The sequence below is a fragment of the Compostimonas suwonensis genome (genome assembly GCF_002797855.1).
In the GTDB taxonomy this organism is placed as follows: domain Bacteria; phylum Actinomycetota; class Actinomycetes; order Actinomycetales; family Microbacteriaceae; genus Compostimonas; species Compostimonas suwonensis.
The window spans coordinates 213997-234213 of the sequence record NZ_PGFB01000001.1 but is presented as its reverse complement, the minus strand read 5'-3'; the positions used below and the strand labels follow the sequence as shown (position 1 = coordinate 234213).

The following is a 20217-nucleotide window of genomic DNA, read 5'->3' as shown; positions in this document are numbered from 1 at the left end:
CGAAATCGAACAGGATGAGCACGGATGAAGCGGGAACGGTCATGACGATCACGGCTGCGGCTACGGGCAACTACTCCTCCGGTGTGGGCCGACGGTTGGGCAGCCTGCTGGGCTTCCTGCTGATCACCGCCATCCTGTCGATCGTCATCCCGAAGTTCTTCATCGGCGAGATCCTCCGCGTCCGTGACCAGCGCACGCTCGTCGTCATCTGCTTCGCCATCCTCACGATCGGCGTCGTCTGGGCGATCGTGCGCGTGTTCGTCACCGGGCCGGTGCGCATCGTGACGACGCCGACCGAGGTCACCGTCTACCGTGCCGGGCGCAGCCGCGACCGCTGGACGCGCTCGGAGGCGCGGTTCTCGTCGTTCGTCATCCGCGAGTCGACGAACGGTGTGCGCACGGCCTCGACGCGCAAGCTCATCGTGACGACCAAGACGGAGCGCGTCGAGATCGTCTGCACCTGGTTCTCTCCGGCCACGTTCAACGCCCTGCTCGCGGATGTGAGCCCGGTCACGGGTGCGGCGGGTGCGGTGGGTGCGGTGGGTTTGGCAGGTGTCGCAGCCCCGGTCGGCCCGGCCGTCACACCGGGGATCGTGGGCGCGACGCCGTACGGCGGGGGCGCGCCCGAGGGGTGGGCGCCGGGTGCGTCCGCTGCGGGCGTGACAGGTTCGGCAGGTGCGGCTGGGGCCGAGTCCCGGGTGGATGCCGCGAGCCGGCGTGCCCCCGCGGCATCCGGCGACTTCGTGCTCGATCACACCCCCCTGCGTCGTTCGCGAACGGCGCTGTCGATCGTGCTCGTCGTGGGTGTGCTCATCGCGATCGCCGTGGGCGTCTTCGCCCTGATGGACGGGGAGACCGATGTGCTCGTGATCGTCGGCGCCCTGGTGCTGGCCGCCGTGATCGTGGGCCTCATCGGCCTGTTCTCCCAGCGCGGCCGCGGCCGGGTGCCGTCGCGGATCGCGGTGACGCCCAGCTCGATCCAGGTGGACGGCCGGATGTTCCTCGTGCACCAGCTCTCGAGCGTGGTGGCGACGCCGCCCAGCTACACCACGGGGCAGCGCGCCCTGCTGCTCGTCGAGAGCTCGGGCGCGCGCACGCGGGTGCCGCTCGGCCGCAACGTGGCTCCGGGCGCGCGGGGCGACGTCTTCCCCGCCTATCCGCTCTTCGTCGAGACCCTCGCCGCGGCGACCTCGCACCGGCCGGGGCTCCTCACCTTCGACCTGGGCTGACACCCGCGCTCGCCGCCGAGCTCGTTCCTGCGAGGCGCGTGATGAACAACGCGGGAACACCCTTTCACCCGGGCCGGAGGCGGCATAAAGTGGGCCGCACAGGATGCCGCGACACTGCAGTCGGGTGAACTCCGAGCTTTTTCGGAATAGAAGTAGTAGAACGGTCGTTCTTCCTCACTAGACAGCGGGCGCCGCGCTCGCGCCGAAAGGAAAAGATCATCATGGCTACTCCCACAGTCCTGCTCGTTCACGGAGCGTTCGCCGATGGATCGAGCTGGTCCAAGGTCATCACGCACCTCCAGGCGGCGGGCATCCCCGTGCGCACCGTCGTCAACCCGCTGCGCGGCGTGACCTTCGACGGCGAATACGTCGCGAGCGTCGTCGCACAGACCGAGGGCGACGTCGTGCTCGTCGGCCACAGCTATGGCGGCCCCGTCATCACCTATGCGGGAAGCACGGCCGAGAACGTGAAGGGCCTCGTCTACGTGGCCTCCTTCGGGCTCGACAAGGGCATGACCGTGCAGGAGTCGACGGCCGGCTTCCCCGACTCCAAGCTCGGTGCCGCCCTCCGGCCGCACGCCTACCCGGGAAGCGACCTCCCCGAGTTCACGATCGACGAGGAGCAGTACCGCGAGGCGTTCGCGGCCGACGTGACCGACGAGGAGGCGGCCGTCGGCGCCGTCAACCAGCGCCCGGTCGCGGCCGTGGCCTTCGGCGAGCCGCTCGCCGTCGAGCCCGCCTGGAAGCGCGTGCCCAGCTGGTGGGTGCTCTCCGGCGCCGACAACGCCATCAACCCCGACTCGCAGCGCGCGGCCGTCGCCCGTCTCGGCGCGACCGTGACAGAGATCGAGGGCGGCTCGCACTCGATCGCGGTGTCGCACTCGGCCGAGGTCGCCGAGGTCATCGTAAGCGCGGTGCGCTCGCTGTCCTGACCCGCGCGCACCAGGTTCTCGCAGCCGATCGGGCCCGCCCGGTCGGCTGCGGCCGGTTCGCGACAGGCGTGACCGGCCATATCGACGGCGGCGCGGCATCCGCTATCGTGCAGCTGTGAGCAATGTCGCCGAGAGCACGCCGCCGCCACCCGTCGAACAGTCCAGAGGCTTCTTCGGGCAGCCGCGGCAGCTCGCCACGGTCTTCGGCGTCGAGATGTGGGAGCGCTTCTCCTTCTACGGCATGCAGGCCGCGCTCGTGCTCTACCTCTACTACTCGGTGGCGGACGGCGGGCTCGGCATCCCGCAGGCCACGGCCGTCGGCATCGTCGGCGCCTACGGCGGGGCGGTCTACCTCTCCACGATCCTCGGCGCCTGGATCGCGGACCGCCTGCTCGGCTCCGAGCGGGTGCTCTTCTCCAGCGCCATCCTCATCATGGTCGGCCATATCGCCCTCGCGGTGATCCCGGGTGGTGCCGGCGTCGTCGTCGGCCTGCTCTGCGTCGCCATCGGCAGCGGCGGGCTCAAAGCCAACGCGACCTCGGTCGTGGGCCAGCTCTACGAGCAGGGCGATCCGCGACGCGACGCCGGCTTCTCGGTCTTCTACCTCGGCATCAACCTCGGCGCCTTCCTCGGCCCGCTGCTCACCGGGCTCGTGCAGACGACCCTCGGCTTCCACTACGCCTTCGGGGTCGCGGCCCTCGGCATGGCGATCGGGCTCACGCAGTACGCGATCGGGCGCAAGGCGCTGCCCGCCAGCGCGCGAGTCGTGCCGAACCCGCTGCCCGCGAACCGCAGGATGCTCATGATCGTCGTCGCGTCGGTCGCGATCGTCGTGATCGTGGTGCTCGTGCTCGCGCGGGTCATCACCGAGAACACCCTGCCGCTCGTCGTCATCGTCGTGACGGTGGTCGCGGCCGTCGCCTACTTCGTGGTCATCCTCTCGAGCAAGCGGGTCACCGGGGTCGAGCGCTCGCGGGTCTACGCCTTCATCCCGCTCTTCATCGCGAGCGTCGCTTTCTGGTCGCTCTACCAGCAGCAGTTCACGGTCGTGACCCTCTACGCCGAGCAGCGGCTCGACCTCAGCCTCTTCGGCTGGGACATGCCCGTCACCTGGGTGCAGTCGATCAACCCGATCTTCATCATCATCCTCTCGGGGGTCTTCGCGGCGATCTGGACGAAGCTCGGCAGCCGCCAGCCGTCCACCCCGGTCAAGTTCGCTCTCGGAACCGGCTTTATGGGCGTCGCCTTCCTGCTGTTCATCCTGATGGCCGGAAGCGCGGACCACAGCGCGCCCCTGCTCGGGCTCGTCGGCATCCTCTTCGTCTTCACGGTCGCCGAGCTGCTGATCTCGCCGGTGGGCCTCTCGGCGTCGACCAAGCTCGCGCCCGAGATGTTCCGCACCCAGATGGTCGCCCTCTTCTTCCTCTCGGTCGCGCTCGGCACGGCGATCTCGGGATGGCTCGCCGGCCTCTACACGGTGCTGCCCGAGGTCGCGTACTTCGGTGTGCTCGGCGGCATCGCGATCGTGCTGGCCGTGCTGCTGCTGCTCATCGTCAAGCCTGTCCTGAGGCTCATGCGCGGGGTGCGCTGAGCCGAGGGCGGGCGAGGCGGGCGATCCGATCCGTCGGCCGGATGTCGCGAGCTCGGCGTCTGGGCCCGGATGCCTACCCCGGGCGGTTGCGCGTGCCCGGCGCGCGATCTACCGTGGGAGCACGCTCGAGGGCGTCGGGCGGTGAGCGAAGGGGCGGGCGCGATGGACCGAAGCACCGACGAGATCATCCACGACGACTTTCCCGAGGAGCCGGCGGACTGGCGCGACGACGAATCCCCGGGCATCCCCGACGCCGAGCGTCTGGTCGAAGACCCGAGCGACGAGTTCGACGAGGGCGAAGAGGTGGGGCTCGACCCCGTCGACGGCGAGCTCGGCCGGCTCTGACCCCGACGGTTGGTGGATGCCGCGACCCGGCCACTACGCTGAAGGCATGTTCGTCGACCTCCCCGAAGACCAGCTGCGCGAGTACCGCAGCGCTCAGACCGATCCGGCCGATTTCGACGAGTTCTGGGCTCGCACCCTCGCCGAGAGCCGCTCCGTCGAGGCGCCCGTCACGGTCGCCCTCGTCGACACGGGACTCGTCACGGTCGACGTCTACGACGTGACCTTCCCGGGCTTCGGCGGCCAGCCGATCAAGGCCTGGCTGCGCGTGCCCGCCGGGGCGACCGGTCCGCTTCCCACGATCGTGGAGTTCGTCGGCTACGGCGGAGGCCGCGGCCACGCCATCGAGAAGCTGATCTGGGCCTCGGCCGGCTTCGCGCACTTCCACATGGACACCCGCGGCCAGGGCTCGAGCTGGTCCGTCGGCGACACCCCCGATGAGGCGGGCACCGGGCCGCAGTTCCCGGGCTTCATGACGCGCGGCATCGCCGATCGCGAGAGCTACTACTACCGCCGGCTCATCACCGACGCGGTGCGGGCGGTGGATGCCGCGCGCTCCCTCGACCTCGTCGACCCGAGCCGTGTCGCGGTACTCGGCCAGAGCCAGGGCGGCGGGCTCGCGCTCGCGGTCGCCGGGCTCGTGCCCGACCTCTCGGCGGTCGTGTCGTACGTGCCGTTCCTGTGCGACTTCCCGCGCGCGACGACCTTCACCGACAACGACCCGTATCGCGAGATCGGCCGCTACCTGGCCGTCCGCCGATCCGAGGCGGCGGCGGTGCGCACCACGCTCGCCTACTTCGACGGCGTCAACTTCGCCGCGCGCGCCGTGGCGCCGGCCTGGATCTCGGCGGCGCTCATGGACAGCACCTGCCCGCCGTCGACCGTCTTCGGCGCCTACAACAACTACGCCGGCCCGAAGCAGATGACCGTGTGGCCGTACAACGACCACGAGGGCGGCGGCATCGACTCCGACGAGCAGAGCCTGGCCGTGCTGCGCGGGATCTTCGCCGAGCAGCCGGCGGCCGCGGCATCCGTCGTCGGCTGAGGCGTTCGAGTCGGTGAAGGGGTTCGAGGGGTTCGAGTCCCGGCGAAATGCCCATCCACATACGCCAAATGGTCGATGTCGGTGAGCCGGTTCGGCCATATGGCGCATCTCGGGCGGGGAAGCGCCCCGCGGCCATAGGCTGAAGCATGGTGGAAGCACGATTCGCGGCCGATCGCACCGCGCAGCTCGACGAGACCGACGCGCTCGCCGGGTATCGCGAGCTCTTCGTGCGCTCGGCCGACGTCGTCTCGTATCTCGACGGCAACTCGCTCGGGCGCCCGCTGATCGCGAGCGCCGACCGGCTGCGCGACTTCGCACTCGAGGAGTGGGGCGGTCGGCTCATCCGCGGCTGGGACGAGGGCTGGCTCGAGCTGCCGTTCGCCGTGGGAGACGAGCTCGCACGGGTGGCCCTGGGCGCGGCATCCGGCCAGACCTTCGTGGGCGACTCGACCACCGTTCTGCTCTACAAGCTCGCCCGGGCGGCGGTGACGGCGCGACCGGGCCGGCAGGAGCTCGTGGTCGACACCGACAACTTCCCCACCGATCGCTACGTGATCGAGGGGATCGCGGCCGAGACGGGCTGCACGATCCGCTGGATCGAGTCGGATGTGCGGGGCGGCGTGAGCGCGCAGCAGGTCGCCGCGGCCGTGGGCGGCGACACGGCGCTCGTGCTGCTGAGCAATGTCGCCTATCGCTCCGGCTTCCTGGCGGATGTCGCGACCACGACCGAGCTCGTGCATCGCGCCGGAGCCCTCGTGCTCTGGGATCTCTGCCACTCGGTCGGCGTCGTTCCGACCGAGCTGGACGCCTGGGGAGTCGACCTCGCCGTCGGGTGCAGCTACAAGTACCTGAACGGCGGGCCGGGCTCGCCGGCTTTCGCCTACGTGCGCTCGTCGCTGCAGGACGAGCTGCGGCAGCCCATCCAGGGCTGGCTCGGCTCGCGGCAGCCTTTCGAGATGGGCCCGGGCTACGAGCCGGCCGACGGCATCCGGCGCTTCACGAGCGGCACGCCGCCCATCGTCGGGATGCTCGCGATGCGCGACATGATCGCGCTTCTCGGCACGGTCGGGGTGGAGTCGATCCGGCAGAAGTCGGTGGCGCTCACCGAGCACGCGGTCGCTCTCGCCGACGAGCTGCTCGTGCCGCTCGGGGTCGAGCTCGCCTCACCTCGCACCGTGGGGATGCGCGGCGGACACGTGTCCATCGACCACCCGGACTTCCGGCAGGTCGTGGAGCGGCTGTGGCGGCGCGGGGTGGTTCCCGACTTCCGGGCGCCCCGCGGCATCCGCCTGGGCCTGTCGCCGCTCTCGACGAGTTTCGCGGAGCTGCGCCTCGGCGTCGAGGCGATCCGCGAGGAGCTGCTCGCGCTCTGAGCCGGATGCGGTGGGACCGGGGCCCGGTCGCGGTGGGCCTGACACCCGGTCGTGGCGGGCCCGACTTGCGGCAGATGCCTCTCGACTCGCGCCATATGGCCGGCATCGAGGGCCCAGAACGGCCATTTGGCGCAAGTCGGGAGGTGCGACGGCGCGCATCGAAGGGGCGACGTCACGACTCGGCGGCCGGTGCGGGGCTGCGCGCGGTGGCCGCGCCGAGGCGTTCGCGCAGGGCCATCGCGTCGACGGGCGACCGAACCTTCATGTCGTTGTCGAAGTACACGTAGACGTCTTTGCCCGTCGAGAGCCAGCCCCGGATGCGCCGTGCCCAGTGGTCGAGCTCGTCGTCGCCGTAGCCGCTCGCGTACAGCTCCGTCGAGCCGTGCAGCCGAACGTAGACGAAGTCGGCGGTCGTCGTCGTGAATGACGGCCAGCGTCCCGCCGTGTCGGCCATCACGGCGCTCACACCGTTCTCGCTCAGGATGTCGAAGAACTGCGGCACGTCGAAACCGAGGTTGCGCACCTCGAGGGCGTGGCGGAGCGGACGGTCGTGATCGGTGCGGAGCCACGACCGCCCGTTGAGGGTCGTGTCGTGCCGGTGCGCCAAGGCACTCGCCTCGCCCGTGGTCTTCGGCAGCTCGCGCAGGAAGGCCTCGAGCTCGCCGGGGTCGAAGGCGTGCCGCTCCGGCAGCTGCCAGAGCACGGGGCCGAGCTTCTCGCCGAGGGCCAGCAGGCCCTGCGCGAAGAAGTTGGCGAGCGCCGTGCGCGCGTCGCGCAGCCCGAGGATGTGGCTGATGTAGCGGCTGCCCTTCACCGAGAAGACGAAGTCGGGCGGCGCCGTGTCGCGCCAGGTCTCGAAGCTCGACGGGCGCTGCAGGCCGTAGAAGGTTCCGTTGACCTCGATGGAGTCCAGCCGCTCGGAGGCGTACTCGAGCTCGAGCCGTTGGGGCAGCCCCTTCGGGTAGAACGCGCCGCCGCGCCAGGGTGCGTACCGCCACCCCGAGATCCCGACCCGCGCGACCGCCATGCCCTCAGCGTACGCGCAGCGACCGCTCCTGCAGGTTGGCGATGAGCGCGCGGATGCCGAATGTCCAGTCCGGCGCCGCCTCCGCCGTCGTCACACGGTTGACGAGGGCTCCGAGCGCCGGCGTCGAGATGCTCACGACGTCGCCCCGGTGGTGGGTGAAGCCCATGTCGGGTTCATCCCGATCGCGCGTCGGTGCGAAGAGGGTCCCCGTGAAGAGCGCGAAGCCGTCGGGGTAGCTGTGATGGGCGCCGATCGTGTGCTCGACGAGGAAGCCGAGCTCGCGGCTCATCTGGCTCATGGAACTGGAGTCGTCGAGCAGGTAGCCGTCGTCGCCCGTCACGCGCAGCCCGATCTCGAGCGTCGAGACGGCCCCCAGATCGAAGGAGTCGTCGAAAAGGCGGATGAACGGACCGATCGCGCACGAGGCGTTGTTGTCCTTCGCCTCGCCGAGCAGCAGGGCGCTCCGGCCCTCGAAATCCCGCAGGTTCACGTCGTTGCCGAGGGTGGCGCCGACGGCACGGCCGTCGGAGGTCACGACGAGCACGAGCTCCGGCTCGGGGTTGTTCCACGTGGAACGTTCGAGCACGCCGATCTGCGCCCCGGCCCCGACCGCGGAGAGCACGGGTGCCTTGGTGAAGATCTCGGGATCCGGGCCGATGCCGACCTCGAGGTACTGCGACCAGAGGCCTTCGGCCACGAGGATGCGCTTGACCTCGGCGGCCTGGGGTGTTCCGGGCGCGACACCGCTGATCGCGCCTCCGATGGCGGCGTCGATGCGCTCGCGGATGGCGAGTGCCTTGCTCGGGTCGCCGGCCGCCCGCTCCTCGATGACGCGTTCGACCATGCTCTTCGCGAAGGTCACCCCCGCCGCCTTGATGACCTGCAGGTCGACGGGCGCGAGCAGGTGCACGTCGTCGCGCTCGCCGAGGGTGTTCGCGAGCACGTCGGCGAGCGGCCAGGTGCGCTGGGGCTCCGCGGTGCGCACGAGCTCGGCGAGGTCGGGCCGGTCGAGCAGCTCCGACATCGTCGAGGCGAGGTGGGTGAGGTCGATGAGCTCGTCACCGCGCACGGTGACGACGCTCGGTCCGCCGTCGGCGGGGTCGAACAGTCGGCCCACGAGGGTCGCCTCCGCGGAATCGGAGGGCAGGAGGGCGGCGGGGTCGACGGGGATCATGGGGCTGCTTTCTGCGGGGGCCGGTGCGTGCTGCCAGGCTATCCGCCCGGCGGCTCCGGTCGCGAGTCGCGGCGAAACGTTCCTCGGGGGCACCCATCGAACGGTTCGGCACGACTCGCGTCAGCGCTCAGCCGCGTCCGGGGGCTCGACGATCACGATGCGCCCGCTCTCGAGATCGGGTTCGTCGCCGGGGCTCGGAACCGGCACCGAGAGATCCTGCGCCGCCTCCCACGTCTCCCGCCCGAACTTCGCCGACGGGTTGAACACCTCGTCGAAACCGGCGCCGATCAGCGCGCCGGCCAGACGCCGCCGCTTGATCCGATCGTCCTTCGTGCCGGCCATGACCCGACCGTCAGCGCCATCCAGCGGCCGGGGCGATGTGCTTCGCGATCGTCTCGAGCAGGTGGGCGTTGTAGCCGACCCCGAGCTGGTTGGGCACGGTCACGAGGAGGGTGTCGGCATCCTGCACCGCGGCGTCGCGCGCGAGCTCCTCGGCGATCGCGTCCGGCTCGCCGACGTAGCTCTTGCCGAAGCGCGCGAGCCCGCCGTCGAGGTGGCCGACCTGGTCTTGGCGCTCGCCCTGGGCCATCGCGCCGAAGTACTCGCGGTCGAGGTCGCTGACGATCGGCAGGATGCTGCGGCTCACCGACACTCTCGGCTCGCGATCCCAGCCGGCCTCCGCCCATGCGCTGCGGTACAGCTGGATCTGCTCGGCCTGCAGCTCGTCGAACGGCACCCCGGTGTCTTCCGTGAGCAGCGTCGAGCTCATGAGGTTCATACCCTGCTCGGCCGTCCAGACCCCGGTCGCGCGGGTGCCCGCGCCCCACCAGATGCGGTCGGTCAGCCCGGGGGACTGCGGCTGGATGGCGAGCGCCCCCGTCGTGCCGGTCATCTGCGGGTTGGCGCGCGCGACCCCGGCGCCGGCGATGGCGGCGCGGAACACCTCGGTGCGGGCCCGGGCGTCGTCGGCATCCGTCTGCCCCTCCTCGGGCACGTAGCCGAAGGCCTCCGAGCCGTTCAGGGCGGTCTCGGGTGAGCCGCGGCTCACGCCGAGCTGCAGCCTGCCATCGGAGATGAGGTCGGTCGCCGCGGCCTCCTCGGCCATGTAGAGCGGATTCTCGTAGCGCATGTCGATGACGCCCGTGCCCATCTCGATGCGGCTCGTGCGTGCGGCGATCGCCGCCAGCAGCGGGAACGGGGATGCCAGCTGCCGGGCGAAGTGGTGCACACGGTAGAACGCGCCGTCGATGCCGAGCTCTTCGGCCGCGACCGCCAGCTCGATGCTCTGCACGAGCGCGTCCCGGGCCGTCCGCGTCTGCGAGCCGGGGATCGGCTGCCAGTGACCGAAGGAGAGGTAGCCGATCTTCTTGTGCATGCGGGTTGAAGCGTCCATGGCCCCCAGGCTATTCCTCCTCCTCCGGCATCTCCGTCGAGCGCGGGGTTGTTCGCGAGCGCGCCTCGCCGGGGCTCGTCGCTCGCGAACAAACCCGCGCTCGACGAGAAACTCGGGCCCCGGGGGCGCGCACGGCGGTCGCGCTCGGTAGGATCGGCGGCAGATGCTGGGAGGCGGCCATGATCCTGATCCTCGGTTCGACGGGAATGTTCGGCAGCCGCGTGCTGCGCGAGACGAGGGCGCGGGGTGCCGAGGTGCGGGCGCTCGTGCACTCCGAGGCCCATGCCGCCGCGGTCGCGGCATCCGGGGCGGATGTCGCGGTGGGCGACCTCGACCAGCCGCAGACCCTCACGGCGGCCTTCGCCGGCGTCGACACCGTCTTCGTGGTGACGCCCATGGACGACCGCGTCTTGGAGCGCGAGACGAACGCCCTGAACGCCGCGAAGCGGGCGGGCGTGCGGCGCATCGTGAAGCTGTGGGGAGCCGTCAGGCACCAACCGGGCGAAGAGCTCGACGGTCAGCATCGCGCGAGCATCCAGGCGCTGCGCGACTCGGGGCTGCGCTGGTCCCTCGTCTCGCCGAACTCGGTCATGGAGACGAGCCTGCTGCAGCAGGCGGGCGGCATCGAGCAGGCGAGCATGATCTTCGGCTGCGCGGGCGACGGCCGCGTGGGCCTCGTCGCCGCGGACGACGTGGGTCGTGCGGCATCCGTCGTGCTGACCGACCGCGACGAGCAGGGCGCGAACTACGAGCTCACGGGGCCCGAGGCCCTCACGATGACGCAGATGGCGGAGGCGCTCACGGCGGGGCTCGGCCGCACGATCACCTACCAGGACATGCCCGAGACCGCCTTCCGCCAGATGATGGTGCACGACGTCGGCATTCCCGAGTCGGCCGTCGACACCGCCGTCATGGTGCACTTCGCGGCCTGGAAGCGCGGCGACGCCGACCTCGTGACCGACACCTACCGCGAGCTCACCGGCCAGGCGCCGACGAGCCTCGCCCAGTGGGTCGCGGCGAATCGCGCCGCCTTCGAGGCCCCTGCGGGTTGACCGTGACGGCGTCTGCAGGCGCAGTCACGATGCGCCCCGGTCTCTCATCCGCCGGGCGCGGGGTTGTTCGCGAGCGCGCCTCACCGGGGCTCGTCGCTCGCGAACAACCCCGCGCCCGGCGCATCCGGAGTGAGAACGGACGTAGGCTGGATGTCGTCCACCGAGCGGGAGTGAGGTCCGTCGTGAGGGTCATCAGCTACAACCTCCGCAAGAACAGGGCGAGCGGCGAGCTCGTCGCCCTCGCAGAGCGCTACGACCCCGACGTGCTCTGCCTGCAGGAGTGCGACACGCTCGAGCTGCCGGCGGAGATCGGCATCCTGCACCTCGCCGACTCGACGACGCGCAACCGGCTCGGTCTCGCCCTCTACTACCGCAAAGACCGCTTCGCCGCGGCGAAGACGCAGACCTTCGCGCTCAAGAAGTCGCTGCACGACATGGTGCTGCGGCCCGCCCACGAGCGCCTCATCGGAACACGGCTGGTCGACCACGAGTCGCAGCGCGAGCTCGTCGTCGCCTCCTTCCACGCCGCGCCGCTCACCGCCCTCAACTCCCTGCGGCGCAAGCAGATCCACTCCGCGCTCGGCGAGCTGCGCATCCTGGGGCCGGGTCTGCCGACGCTTATGGTGGGCGACTACAACTACCCGATCTTCAAAGACCACCTGAGCGACAAGGTCAAGGAGTCGGGCTACGACCTCAGCCTCAGCGACAGCAGGACGTACACGCGGTACAAGTTCTTCCGCGGGCACTTCGACCTCGCGACATCCGTGGGCCTGCGCATCGACAGCATCGAGACCCTGCCGCGGGGCACCTCCGACCACATGCCCATCCTCGTGACCTCGACGTACAGCGACCAGCCGGCGCGCGAGCAGGCGCCGGTCGTGGTCGAGACGCAGAGCGACTTCACGCTGTAGGCGGATGCCGCGGCCGCCGCGCCCGGGCGAACGCGCGCTCAGGCGTCGGCTCGCCGCGGGGCCGCCCGCGCGCCCACCCGCACGCACGCTCAGGCGTCGAGGAGCCCGCGGATGTCGTCGGCCGTGAGCGCTGAGCTGAAGAGCGCCTCGTCGTCGATCACCGAGGCGAAGAGCTTCGCCTTCCTGCGCTGCAGGGCCATGACCTTCTCCTCGATCGTGTCCGCTGCCACCATCCGGTAGACCATGACGTTCTTCGTCTGGCCGATGCGGTGGGTGCGGTCGATGGCCTGGTCTTCGGCCGCCGGGTTCCACCAGGGGTCGAGCAGGAACACGTAGTCGGCCTCGGTGAGGTTGAGGCCGAAGCCCCCGGCCTTCAGGCTGATGAGGAAGACCGGGGCCGTGCCCTCCGTGAAACCGCCGATCACCTCCCGCCGGTTGCGGGTCGAGCCGTCGAGGTAGACGACGTCGATGCCCTGCTCCTCGAGCCTCGTCGCGGCCTTGCGCAGGAAGGAGGTGAACTGGCTGAAGACGAGGGCGCGATGGCCTTCCGCCACGACGTCGTCGAGCTGCTCGACGAGCGCGTCGAGTTTGCTCGACGGGATCGACGCGTACTCCTCGTCGATGAGCGAGGCGTCGAGGCTCAGCATCCTCAGCAGGGTCAGCGAGCGGAAGACGATGAAGCGGTTGCGGTCGAGATCGTCGTCGATGAGGCCCAGCAGCTTCTGCCGCTCCCGCTGCAGCACCGTGTCGTAGAGCTTGCGGTGCCGGGGCGCGAGCTCGATCGTCAGCACCTGCTCCTGCTTCGGGGGCAGCTCGGTGGCGACGAGCTCCTTGGTGCGGCGCATCATCAGCGGTCGGATGCGGCGGCGCAGCCGGGCGAGCGGCTCCGTCTCGCCACGCTCGATCGAGCGCAGGTAGCCTTCGCGGAACCTCGGAGCCGAGGCGAACAGCCCGGGCGCGACGATCGAGAAGAGCGCCCACAGCTCCATGAGGTTGTTCTCCATGGGCGTGCCCGTGATGGCGAGGGTGAACGGGAGCTCCATCTCGCGGGCGTGCCGGTGCACCGCCGAGCCGTGGTTCTTCACGAACTGGGCCTCGTCGAGGATCATGCCGGCCCACGGCTGCTCGCGGTAGGCCGCGTTGTCGAGACGGAAGAGCGTGTACGAGGTGACGAGGATGTCGGCGCCGCGGGCGAGCTCGGCCAGCGGCATCCGCCCCTTCGCCTGGGTTGTGGTCACGGCTCGCACGACGAGCCCGGGGGTGAACCGCTGCGCCTCGCTCAGCCAGTTCGAGACGACGGAGGTGGGGGCGACGACGAGGAACGGCGGGCTGCCCCCGGGGTCTGGGCCTGTGGGCGGGGCGTCCGCGTTCGCGGCGGGAGCGGCATCCGCGGTCGCGGCCGTCTCGCGGGTGTGTGCGACGAGGGCGAGCGCCTGCAGGGTCTTGCCGAGCCCCATGTCGTCGGCGAGGATCCCGCCCAGTCGGTGCTTCCAGAGGAAGACGAGCCAGGAGAAGCCCTCGGCCTGGTAGGGGCGCAGGGTCGCGTGCACGCCGCTCGGCACCGGCACCTCGTCGACGCCGGTGACGCCGCCCAGGGCGGCGGCCGACTCCCGCCAGGTCTGCGCCTGCACGGTCTCGTCGGCGAGGTCTTCGAACTCGGCCCACAGGCTCGCCTGGTAGCGGCTGATGCGCAGCCCCGTCTCCCACTCCTGCAGCGACCGGGCCTCCTCGATGAGCTCGCGCAGCTGCTCGAGGGCGGGCTGGTGCAGCGAGAGATAGCTGTTGTCGATGAGCAGCAGGCGGTCCTTGCCCTTCGACATCGCCGTGAAGAGCGGCTGGAAGGGGATGGTGCGACCCTCGATCGTGACCATAACGCCGAGGTCGAACCAGTCGCGCTTGTCGGTCTCCACGGTCGTGACGATCAGCTGCGGGGGCTCGGTGAGCTCGTGGTAGTCGGGCCGCTCGCCCACGACGTCGAGACGCACGCCGACGAGCTGCTCGAGCAGGGGAAGCACCTTCTCGCTGAACATCGCGGCCTCGAGCCCGCGCAGGGTCGTGCGCGACTCGAGGGGAGGGGCGTCGGGCCCGGCGCCCCTCAGCGTGCTCTCGACCCGGTTCAGGATGTCGCGCTCGGCGGCCTCGTCGCGGAACCCGGGGCTGCCCGGCAGAGGGTGCAGCGGCATCCGCCCGCCTCGGGACGTCTCGTCGCCGTACTGCCAGGCCCAGTCGAGCCGCAGCGCCTGCTTCGCCTGGAACGTCGCGGTCAGCACGAGCACGGGCGGCGCGATCTGCGGCAGTTCGACCGAGCCGTCTGTGCTCGTCACCTCGATCACCTGCCGCAGTCGCGGGTAGTAGTCGTCGAGGAAGGCGCCGAGGTCGGCCGCGGGAACGACGAGCGGCTGAGCGGGGCTCAGCAGCGCTCTCTGCTCGTCGGGGATCGGGCGGCTCGTGGGCGCGAGCGTGAAGGCGATCGTCGGTGCGAGCTCATAGAGGTAGACCCCGTGGGTGCCGATCGCGCCCGCCTCGCTCGCGCCGTGGCGCTGGCCATCGACCGCGAGCACGGGTGTCAGCCGCACCTCGCCGTCGGGTGCGCGCGCGGCATCCAGGCCCACGACCGCCTGCCGGCCGATCGTGACGACCGTGTCTTTCTTCGAGCCCAGCAGGGGGATGCCCAGCTCGCTCGCGTCGTCGAGCAGGCGCCAGAGCAGGGGGCTCGCGAAGTCGTCGAGGTAGAGCCACTCGGGGTCGTGGTTCGGGTAGAGGGCGCGGTCGGCCCGCTGTACAGCGGCGAACTGCGCGAACCAGAGACGGTGCTCGGGGTTCAGGTTCAGCTGGTGGGACTGGTGGGCGAAGCTGTTCCAGCCGAGGTTGCCGCGCACCCAGTTGCCTTTGTCGTTGCGCATGACGGGGCGCACACCCAGGTGTCGCGGGCCGCGTCTGGCCTGCGCGGTCGCGGCCTTGACGACGGGGCCGAGCCAGCGGTCCCTCTCGCGCTCGGTGTGCTCGCGCACCTCGAACTGCAGGCCCATCGGGCTGGTCTGCCCGGGTGCGCGCTCGGCAGTCCGACCCGGTGCGTGCCGGGATGCGGATGCCGGCGGCCGCGCCGTCAGCGCCGTCATCACGGTCTTCCACCCGGGTTGCGCCGGGGTCTTCTGCGGCCTCGTCGTTCGCCGGGCGGTGCCTGTGCCTGTGCCGGTGTCTGCGCCGGTGCTCGGGTCGGGCCCGATGCCGGGGTCGCCGCCCGCTGTCGTCGCGGATGCCGTCGCCCAGGCGCCGGCATCCTGCCGGGTCGCGGCGTCGTCGCGCACGTGCTCGGTGTTGCTGCGGAACATGAGCGCCGTGACGTGCCGGCAGTCGACCGTCAGCGGGCAGCTGCAATAGCTGTCGACGGGCACGTAGCCCTTGGCGTTGGTGCGCAGCTCGACCCAGCATTCCTGCTCGCCGTCGCCCGACACCGCGCCCGAGAGCCGTGACGTCTCGGCGTGCCAGTCGATGCGGGTCACCCGGCCGGCCCTCGCGTCGTCGCGCCCGCGCTCGAACGAGGGGTGCCCCACGAGGCGCAGGATGTCGACGGCGTCCACCAGGGGGAAAGCGGCGGGCGACATGCGTCCATGCTCTCACGCGCCGCCGACGGCCCGCCCTGGCCAGACGTCGACCGCGGCTCTGTCGTCGACCGCGGGTCTGTCCCCGAGCGCGGCTCTGTCCCCGAGCGCGGGTCTGTCCCCGAGCGCGGCTCTGTCCCCGAGCGCGGCTCTGTCGTCGACCGCGGGTCTGTCCCCGAGCGCGGCCCGTCGGCGCTCGTCGCCCGGCAACAGTCCCGCGCTCGCGCTGCCCGGGTGCGAGCCGGCCGCGAATCGTCAGGCGGCGACGTCGATCACGGTGACGCCGGTGAGCTCGCCCCGCGACATCCGCAACATCGCCTCGGGCACCTCGTCGAGGCCGATGTGCTGGTCGATGAGCTCCTGGGGCCGAAGCGCCCCTGAGGCGACGAGAGCGAGCAGCTCCGGATAGTCGGATGCCGGCATGCCGTGGCTGCCCCGTATGGTCAGCTCCCCGGCGATGATCGCCGACATCGGCACGACGGGGTCGTTCGCGAGCAGGCCGATCTGCACGTGCCGGCCGCGCGGCGCGAGCGAGAGGATCGCGAGCGCCACGGTGGCCTCCCGCCCGAGCGCCTCCACCGAGACGTCGACGCCGGCCTCGCCCGTGATCGCACGGATCGTGCTCAGGATCTCGCCCTGCTCCACACCATCCGTGTTGATCGTGTGCTCGGCGCCCAGCCGGGCGGCGGTGGCGAGCGCACCGTCGCTGATGTCGACGGCGATGACCCGGGCGCCGATCGCGCGACCGATCATAACGGCGCTCAGCCCCACTCCGCCGCAGCCGACGACGAGCAGCCACTCGTCCGGCTGGAGGGCGCTCTGGTGCACGAGCCCGCGGAAGGCGGTGGCGAAGCGGCATCCGAGCAGGGCGGCCGCACCGGCATCCATCTCATCGGGAACCGGGATGAGGTTGAGCTCGGCGTCGTGCAGCGCCACGAGCTCGGCGTACGAACCCCAGTGCGTGAAGCCGGGCTGCGTCTGGTTGCGGCACACCTGAGCGTTGCCGCCGAGGCATTCGGGGCAGCGGCCGCACGCGCAGACGAAGGGCGTGGTGACGCGCTGCCCGGGCGCGAAGCCCGTGACGTTCGCGCCGATCTGCTCGATCACGCCCACGAGCTCATGGCCGGGCACATGCGGCAGGGCGATGCCGTCGTCGTGACCGAGCCAGCCGTGGACGTCGCTGCGGCACAGCCCCGTCGTCTGCACCCGCACGACCACGCCGCCCGGGCTCGCGACCGGGTCGGGCACCTCGCGGATGACGGGTGCCTGGCCGAACTCCTCGAAATACACCGCGCGCACTGTGCCACTCCCTCTGGGCGGGCCTGGGGCGCCCGCCTCTTCGATCTAAGCCGATGTGGCCGACCGTGTGGGCATCCGACGGGGGATCGCGGCGTGGTTCGGGTGAGCTGCCCGGCGTGCGACCGAGCTCAGGCGGCTTCTTTACCGAGGGCGTCGCGACGCAGGCGGGTGATCATGGCGTCGATGGCGGCCAGCTGATCGTCTTTCGAGTCGGATTCGCTCAGGCCCAGTTTCACCAGATCGTTGCGCAGGCGGCGGAGAAGCTGATCGAGGATGTCGGGTTCGTCCCAGTCGAGCAGGGTGTGCAGTGTCGCGAGCATTCCCACGAATACGGTGGCGTCGGCGGGACGGATGACGCCGTTCGAGCGAGTCAAGATTCTGTTGCCTTTCGGCTTGGAGCGTGTATGGCGAGGTTAATCCCAGGATCTGGGGTACGAGAACGTTTGCACAGCATATTGATGAAAAGTTCACTGATTCAACACTGGTGAGACATCTCCATGATTCATCCCGGCCACCTTCGTAGCGCATGGGGAGATCCTCAACGGAGTTGAGTCACCGTGTATCAAGTTCTGGGATCTCGGGAATGAATCATCGGCGCCCGCGTTGAACTTGAGTGAATGGCACTCAAGTTTCAAAGGAAGTCACCACATGCCTACATACTCTGACCCCGAGAACTCCGGAACGAACTCCTTCGACGAGTTCCTCGCCCGGTACCTCGAGGGCGAGCGCGCGGCACAGTCCGGGCGCTCCATCGACCTCAGTCGGCTCATCAGCCGGCGCACTCAGAACGTGCTCGCCCAGGCGGGGCGTTTCGCGCTCGAACACGGCCACAGCGAGCTCGACGCCCTGCACATCCTGCGGGTGATCGCCGAGCAGGAGCCGGCCAGCGACGTCATCAGGCGTGTCGGTGCCGACCCCGCGAGCATCGCGAGCGCTGCCGAGCAGCGCCTTCCCCAGGCGTCGTCCGAGCGCGCCACCGCGGCGCCCTCGCTCACCCCGTCGTCGCAGCGTGCGCTCTTCCACGCCTACCAGGTGGCCCGTGCCTCCGGCTCGACCTACATCGACCCCGAGCACCTCTTCTTCGCGCTCGTGATCGGGCAGGATTCCCCCGCCGGCCAGGTGCTGTCTGCGGCAGGCGTCACCCCGGACGCCCTGCAGTCGGGCATGGGCCAGACGGCCGAGTCACCGGCATCCGACGCCTCGAGCGAGACGGATGCCGCGGCGAGCCCGTCGCAGACCCCCACCCTCGACACGTTCAGCACCGACCTCACCGCACTCGCCCGCGAGGGCAAGCTCGACCCCGTGATCGGCCGTGCCGACGAGATCGAGCAGACCATCGAGATCCTGTCGCGCCGCACCAAGAACAACCCGGTTCTGATCGGCGAGGCCGGCGTGGGCAAGACCGCGATCGTCGAAGGACTCGCCCAGGCCATCGTCGACGGCGCCGTTCCCGAGCAGCTGCGCGAGAAGCGCGTTGTGACGGTCGACCTGCCCGGCATGATCTCGGGCACCCGCTTCCGCGGCGACTTCGAGGAGCGCCTCACGAAGCTCATGGACGAGATCAGCAGCCACAGGTCGCAGCTCATCGTCTTCCTCGACGAGCTGCACACCGTCGTCGGCGCGGGAGCGTCGGGCGAGGGCGGCATGGACGCGGGCAACATCCTGAAGCCGCGGCTCGCCCGCGGTGAGCTCAACGTCGTGGGCGCGACCACTCTCAAGGAGTACCGCGCGATCGAGAAGGACTCGGCGCTCGAACGCCGCTTCCAGCCCGTGCAGGTCGGCGAGCCGAGCATCGAGGATGCCGTGCTCATCCTGTCGGGCCTGCGGAAGAGCTACGAAGACCACCACGGCGTGAGCTACACGGAGAACGCGATCCGCGCCTCCGTCGAGCTCTCCGCCCGGTACGTTACCGACCGCTTCCTGCCCGACAAGGCCATCGACCTCATCGACCAGGCCGGGGCGCGTCTGCGTCTGAAGCTCGGCACCCGTGTCGACACCTCCGCGCTGCTCGAGCAGCTCGCCGAGCTGGAGGCCGCCAAGAACTCGGCGGTCGCCGCGGAGCACTACGAGGAGGCGTCGCGTCTGCGCGACGAGCTGGAGTCGCTGCACGAGAAGCTCGCAGCGGTCGGATCCTCCGAGTCGACGCAGCTGTCGGCCGTCGTCGACGAGGCCGAGATCGCCGCCGTGATCTCGCGGGCCACCGGCATCCCGGCCAGCAGGCTCACCGAGGTCGACCGCGAGCGGCTGTCCCGTCTCGAAGACGAGCTGCACGATCGGGTGATCGGCCAGGACGACGCCGTGACCGTGGTCGCCAAGGCCGTGCGGCGCAATCGAACGGGTATGGGTGACGCGCGCCGACCCATCGGCAGCTTCCTGTTCCTCGGCCCGACCGGTGTCGGCAAGACCGAGCTCGCGAAGGCTCTGGCCGGCTCGCTGTTCGGCGACGAGAAGTCGATGCTGCGCTTCGACATGAGCGAGTTCGGCGAGCGCCACACGGTCTCCCGGCTCGTCGGAGCCCCTCCCGGCTATGTCGGTTACGACGAGGCAGGGCAGCTGACCGAGCGCGTGCGCCGCAACCCGTACTCGGTCGTGCTCTTCGACGAGATCGAGAAGGCCCACCCGGATGTCTTCAACCTGCTGCTGCAGGTGCTGGACGACGGGCGCCTCACCGACGGCCAGGGCCGCACGGTCGACTTCCGCAACACGGTCGTCATCATGACCTCGAACCTCGGCTCGGAGTTCCTGGCGAGCCGCAGCGGAGCCGTGGGCTTCATCGCCGACGGTGCGGCTGCGAACGGCTTCGGCTCCGACAAGGCTCTGCGCGACCGCGTGATGGGCAAGCTCCGTGAGGCGATGCGCCCCGAGTTCCTGAACCGCATCGACGAGATCGTGCTCTTCCAGAAGCTCGAGGCGGCTCAGCTGCACTCGATCGTCCGTCTGCTGCTGCACGCGTCCTCCGACCGCCTGGCCGGCCGCTCCATCGCCCTGACGGTGACGGATGCCGCGATCGACCTGATCGCCGACCACGGCTACGAGCCCGAGTACGGCGCCCGCCCGCTGCGCCGCGTCATCCAGCGCGAGGTCGACGACCGCATCGCCGACCTGCTGGTGAGCGGTGAGCTGCAGGATGGCGCCGAGGCCGTCGTCGACGCGAACGGCGACGAGCTCGTGGTCGCCGCCCGCGTGGCCGTCGGTCTCCCGCTCGCCGCGTAACCCCTTCTCGCCCCCGCGAGTCGCCGAGAACCGC

Annotated in this window: 16 protein-coding genes; 9 read left to right on the top strand and 7 right to left on the bottom strand. The window is 70.5% G+C overall.

The window, feature by feature from the left end; genetic code table 11:
- The first annotated feature begins 14 nt into the window (after nt 1-14).
- The 6 genes from CLV54_RS01030 to CLV54_RS01005 all read left to right on the top strand — a co-directional run bounded on the left by CLV54_RS01030 (nt 15) and on the right by CLV54_RS01005 (nt 6512).
- Nucleotides 15-1229, top strand: coding sequence for a hypothetical protein (locus CLV54_RS01030; protein ID WP_100343102.1), 1215 nt, complete (start codon nt 15-17; stop codon nt 1227-1229).
- 221 nt (nt 1230-1450) lie between these two features.
- Entirely contained in the window at nt 1451-2161 is a 711-nt protein-coding gene (locus CLV54_RS01025) for an alpha/beta fold hydrolase (RefSeq protein WP_211294400.1), read from the top strand.
- Between the two features lie 115 nt (nt 2162-2276).
- Nucleotides 2277-3752, top strand: a complete 1476-nt coding sequence (locus CLV54_RS01020) for a peptide MFS transporter (RefSeq protein WP_100343100.1) — start codon at nt 2277-2279, stop codon at nt 3750-3752.
- A 162-nt stretch (nt 3753-3914) separates the two neighbouring features.
- On the top strand, nt 3915-4097 hold the full coding sequence (locus tag CLV54_RS01015; RefSeq protein WP_100343099.1) for a hypothetical protein: 183 nt from the start codon (nt 3915-3917) through the stop codon (nt 4095-4097).
- Nucleotides 4098-4143: 46 nt separating this feature from the next.
- Nucleotides 4144-5139, top strand: coding sequence for an acetylxylan esterase (locus CLV54_RS01010; RefSeq protein ID WP_100343098.1), 996 nt, complete (start codon nt 4144-4146; stop codon nt 5137-5139).
- Nucleotides 5140-5285: 146 nt separating this feature from the next.
- A complete protein-coding gene (locus CLV54_RS01005; RefSeq protein ID WP_100343097.1) occupies nt 5286-6512 on the top strand; it encodes a kynureninase in 1227 nt (408 codons plus the stop codon).
- A 172-nt stretch (nt 6513-6684) separates the two neighbouring features.
- Here CLV54_RS01005 and CLV54_RS01000 read toward each other — a convergent pair whose 3' ends face one another.
- The 4 genes from CLV54_RS01000 to CLV54_RS00985 form a co-directional block, all read right to left on the bottom strand.
- A complete protein-coding gene (locus CLV54_RS01000; RefSeq protein WP_100343096.1) occupies nt 6685-7539 on the bottom strand; it encodes a DUF72 domain-containing protein in 855 nt (284 codons plus the stop codon).
- A 4-nt stretch (nt 7540-7543) separates the two neighbouring features.
- The gene (locus CLV54_RS00995) at nt 7544-8713 is read right to left on the bottom strand and encodes a fumarylacetoacetate hydrolase family protein (RefSeq protein WP_100343095.1); all 1170 of its coding nucleotides are present in this window, start codon (nt 8711-8713) and stop codon (nt 7544-7546) included.
- A 120-nt stretch (nt 8714-8833) separates the two neighbouring features.
- Nucleotides 8834-9055: a hypothetical protein gene (locus CLV54_RS00990; RefSeq protein WP_100343094.1), complete on the bottom strand. Its 222-nt coding sequence runs from the start codon at nt 9053-9055 to the stop codon at nt 8834-8836.
- A gap of 10 nt (nt 9056-9065) precedes the next feature.
- A complete protein-coding gene (locus tag CLV54_RS00985) occupies nt 9066-10088 on the bottom strand; it encodes an LLM class flavin-dependent oxidoreductase (protein WP_100343093.1) in 1023 nt (340 codons plus the stop codon).
- Nucleotides 10089-10285: 197 nt separating this feature from the next.
- Between CLV54_RS00985 and CLV54_RS00980 the strand changes: the two genes are divergently transcribed.
- Both CLV54_RS00980 and CLV54_RS00975 read left to right on the top strand, forming a co-directional pair.
- Complete coding sequence (locus tag CLV54_RS00980; RefSeq protein ID WP_100343092.1) at nt 10286-11158, top strand: NmrA family NAD(P)-binding protein; 873 nt, start codon at nt 10286-10288, stop codon at nt 11156-11158.
- Between the two features lie 182 nt (nt 11159-11340).
- Nucleotides 11341-12069, top strand: a complete 729-nt coding sequence (locus tag CLV54_RS00975; protein ID WP_100343091.1) for an endonuclease/exonuclease/phosphatase family protein — start codon at nt 11341-11343, stop codon at nt 12067-12069.
- 89 nt (nt 12070-12158) lie between these two features.
- Here the strand turns inward: CLV54_RS00975 and CLV54_RS00970 are convergent, their stop codons facing one another.
- The 3 genes from CLV54_RS00970 to CLV54_RS00960 all read right to left on the bottom strand — a co-directional run bounded on the left by CLV54_RS00970 (nt 12159) and on the right by CLV54_RS00960 (nt 17344).
- Nucleotides 12159-15674, bottom strand: coding sequence for a DEAD/DEAH box helicase (locus CLV54_RS00970; protein ID WP_100343090.1), 3516 nt, complete (start codon nt 15672-15674; stop codon nt 12159-12161).
- Nucleotides 15675-15926: 252 nt separating this feature from the next.
- Nucleotides 15927-16970 carry a zinc-dependent alcohol dehydrogenase family protein gene (locus CLV54_RS00965; protein WP_100343089.1) on the bottom strand — a complete coding sequence of 348 codons (1044 nt, stop codon included), beginning with the start codon at nt 16968-16970 and terminating at the stop codon, nt 15927-15929.
- A gap of 128 nt (nt 16971-17098) precedes the next feature.
- Complete coding sequence (locus tag CLV54_RS00960; protein WP_100343088.1) at nt 17099-17344, bottom strand: hypothetical protein; 246 nt, start codon at nt 17342-17344, stop codon at nt 17099-17101.
- Nucleotides 17345-17618: 274 nt separating this feature from the next.
- Here CLV54_RS00960 and CLV54_RS00955 point away from each other — a divergent pair, with 274 nt between their 5' ends.
- Nucleotides 17619-20183, top strand: a complete 2565-nt coding sequence (locus tag CLV54_RS00955) for an ATP-dependent Clp protease ATP-binding subunit (protein ID WP_100343087.1) — start codon at nt 17619-17621, stop codon at nt 20181-20183.
- The last annotated feature ends 34 nt before the right edge of the window (nt 20184-20217 follow it).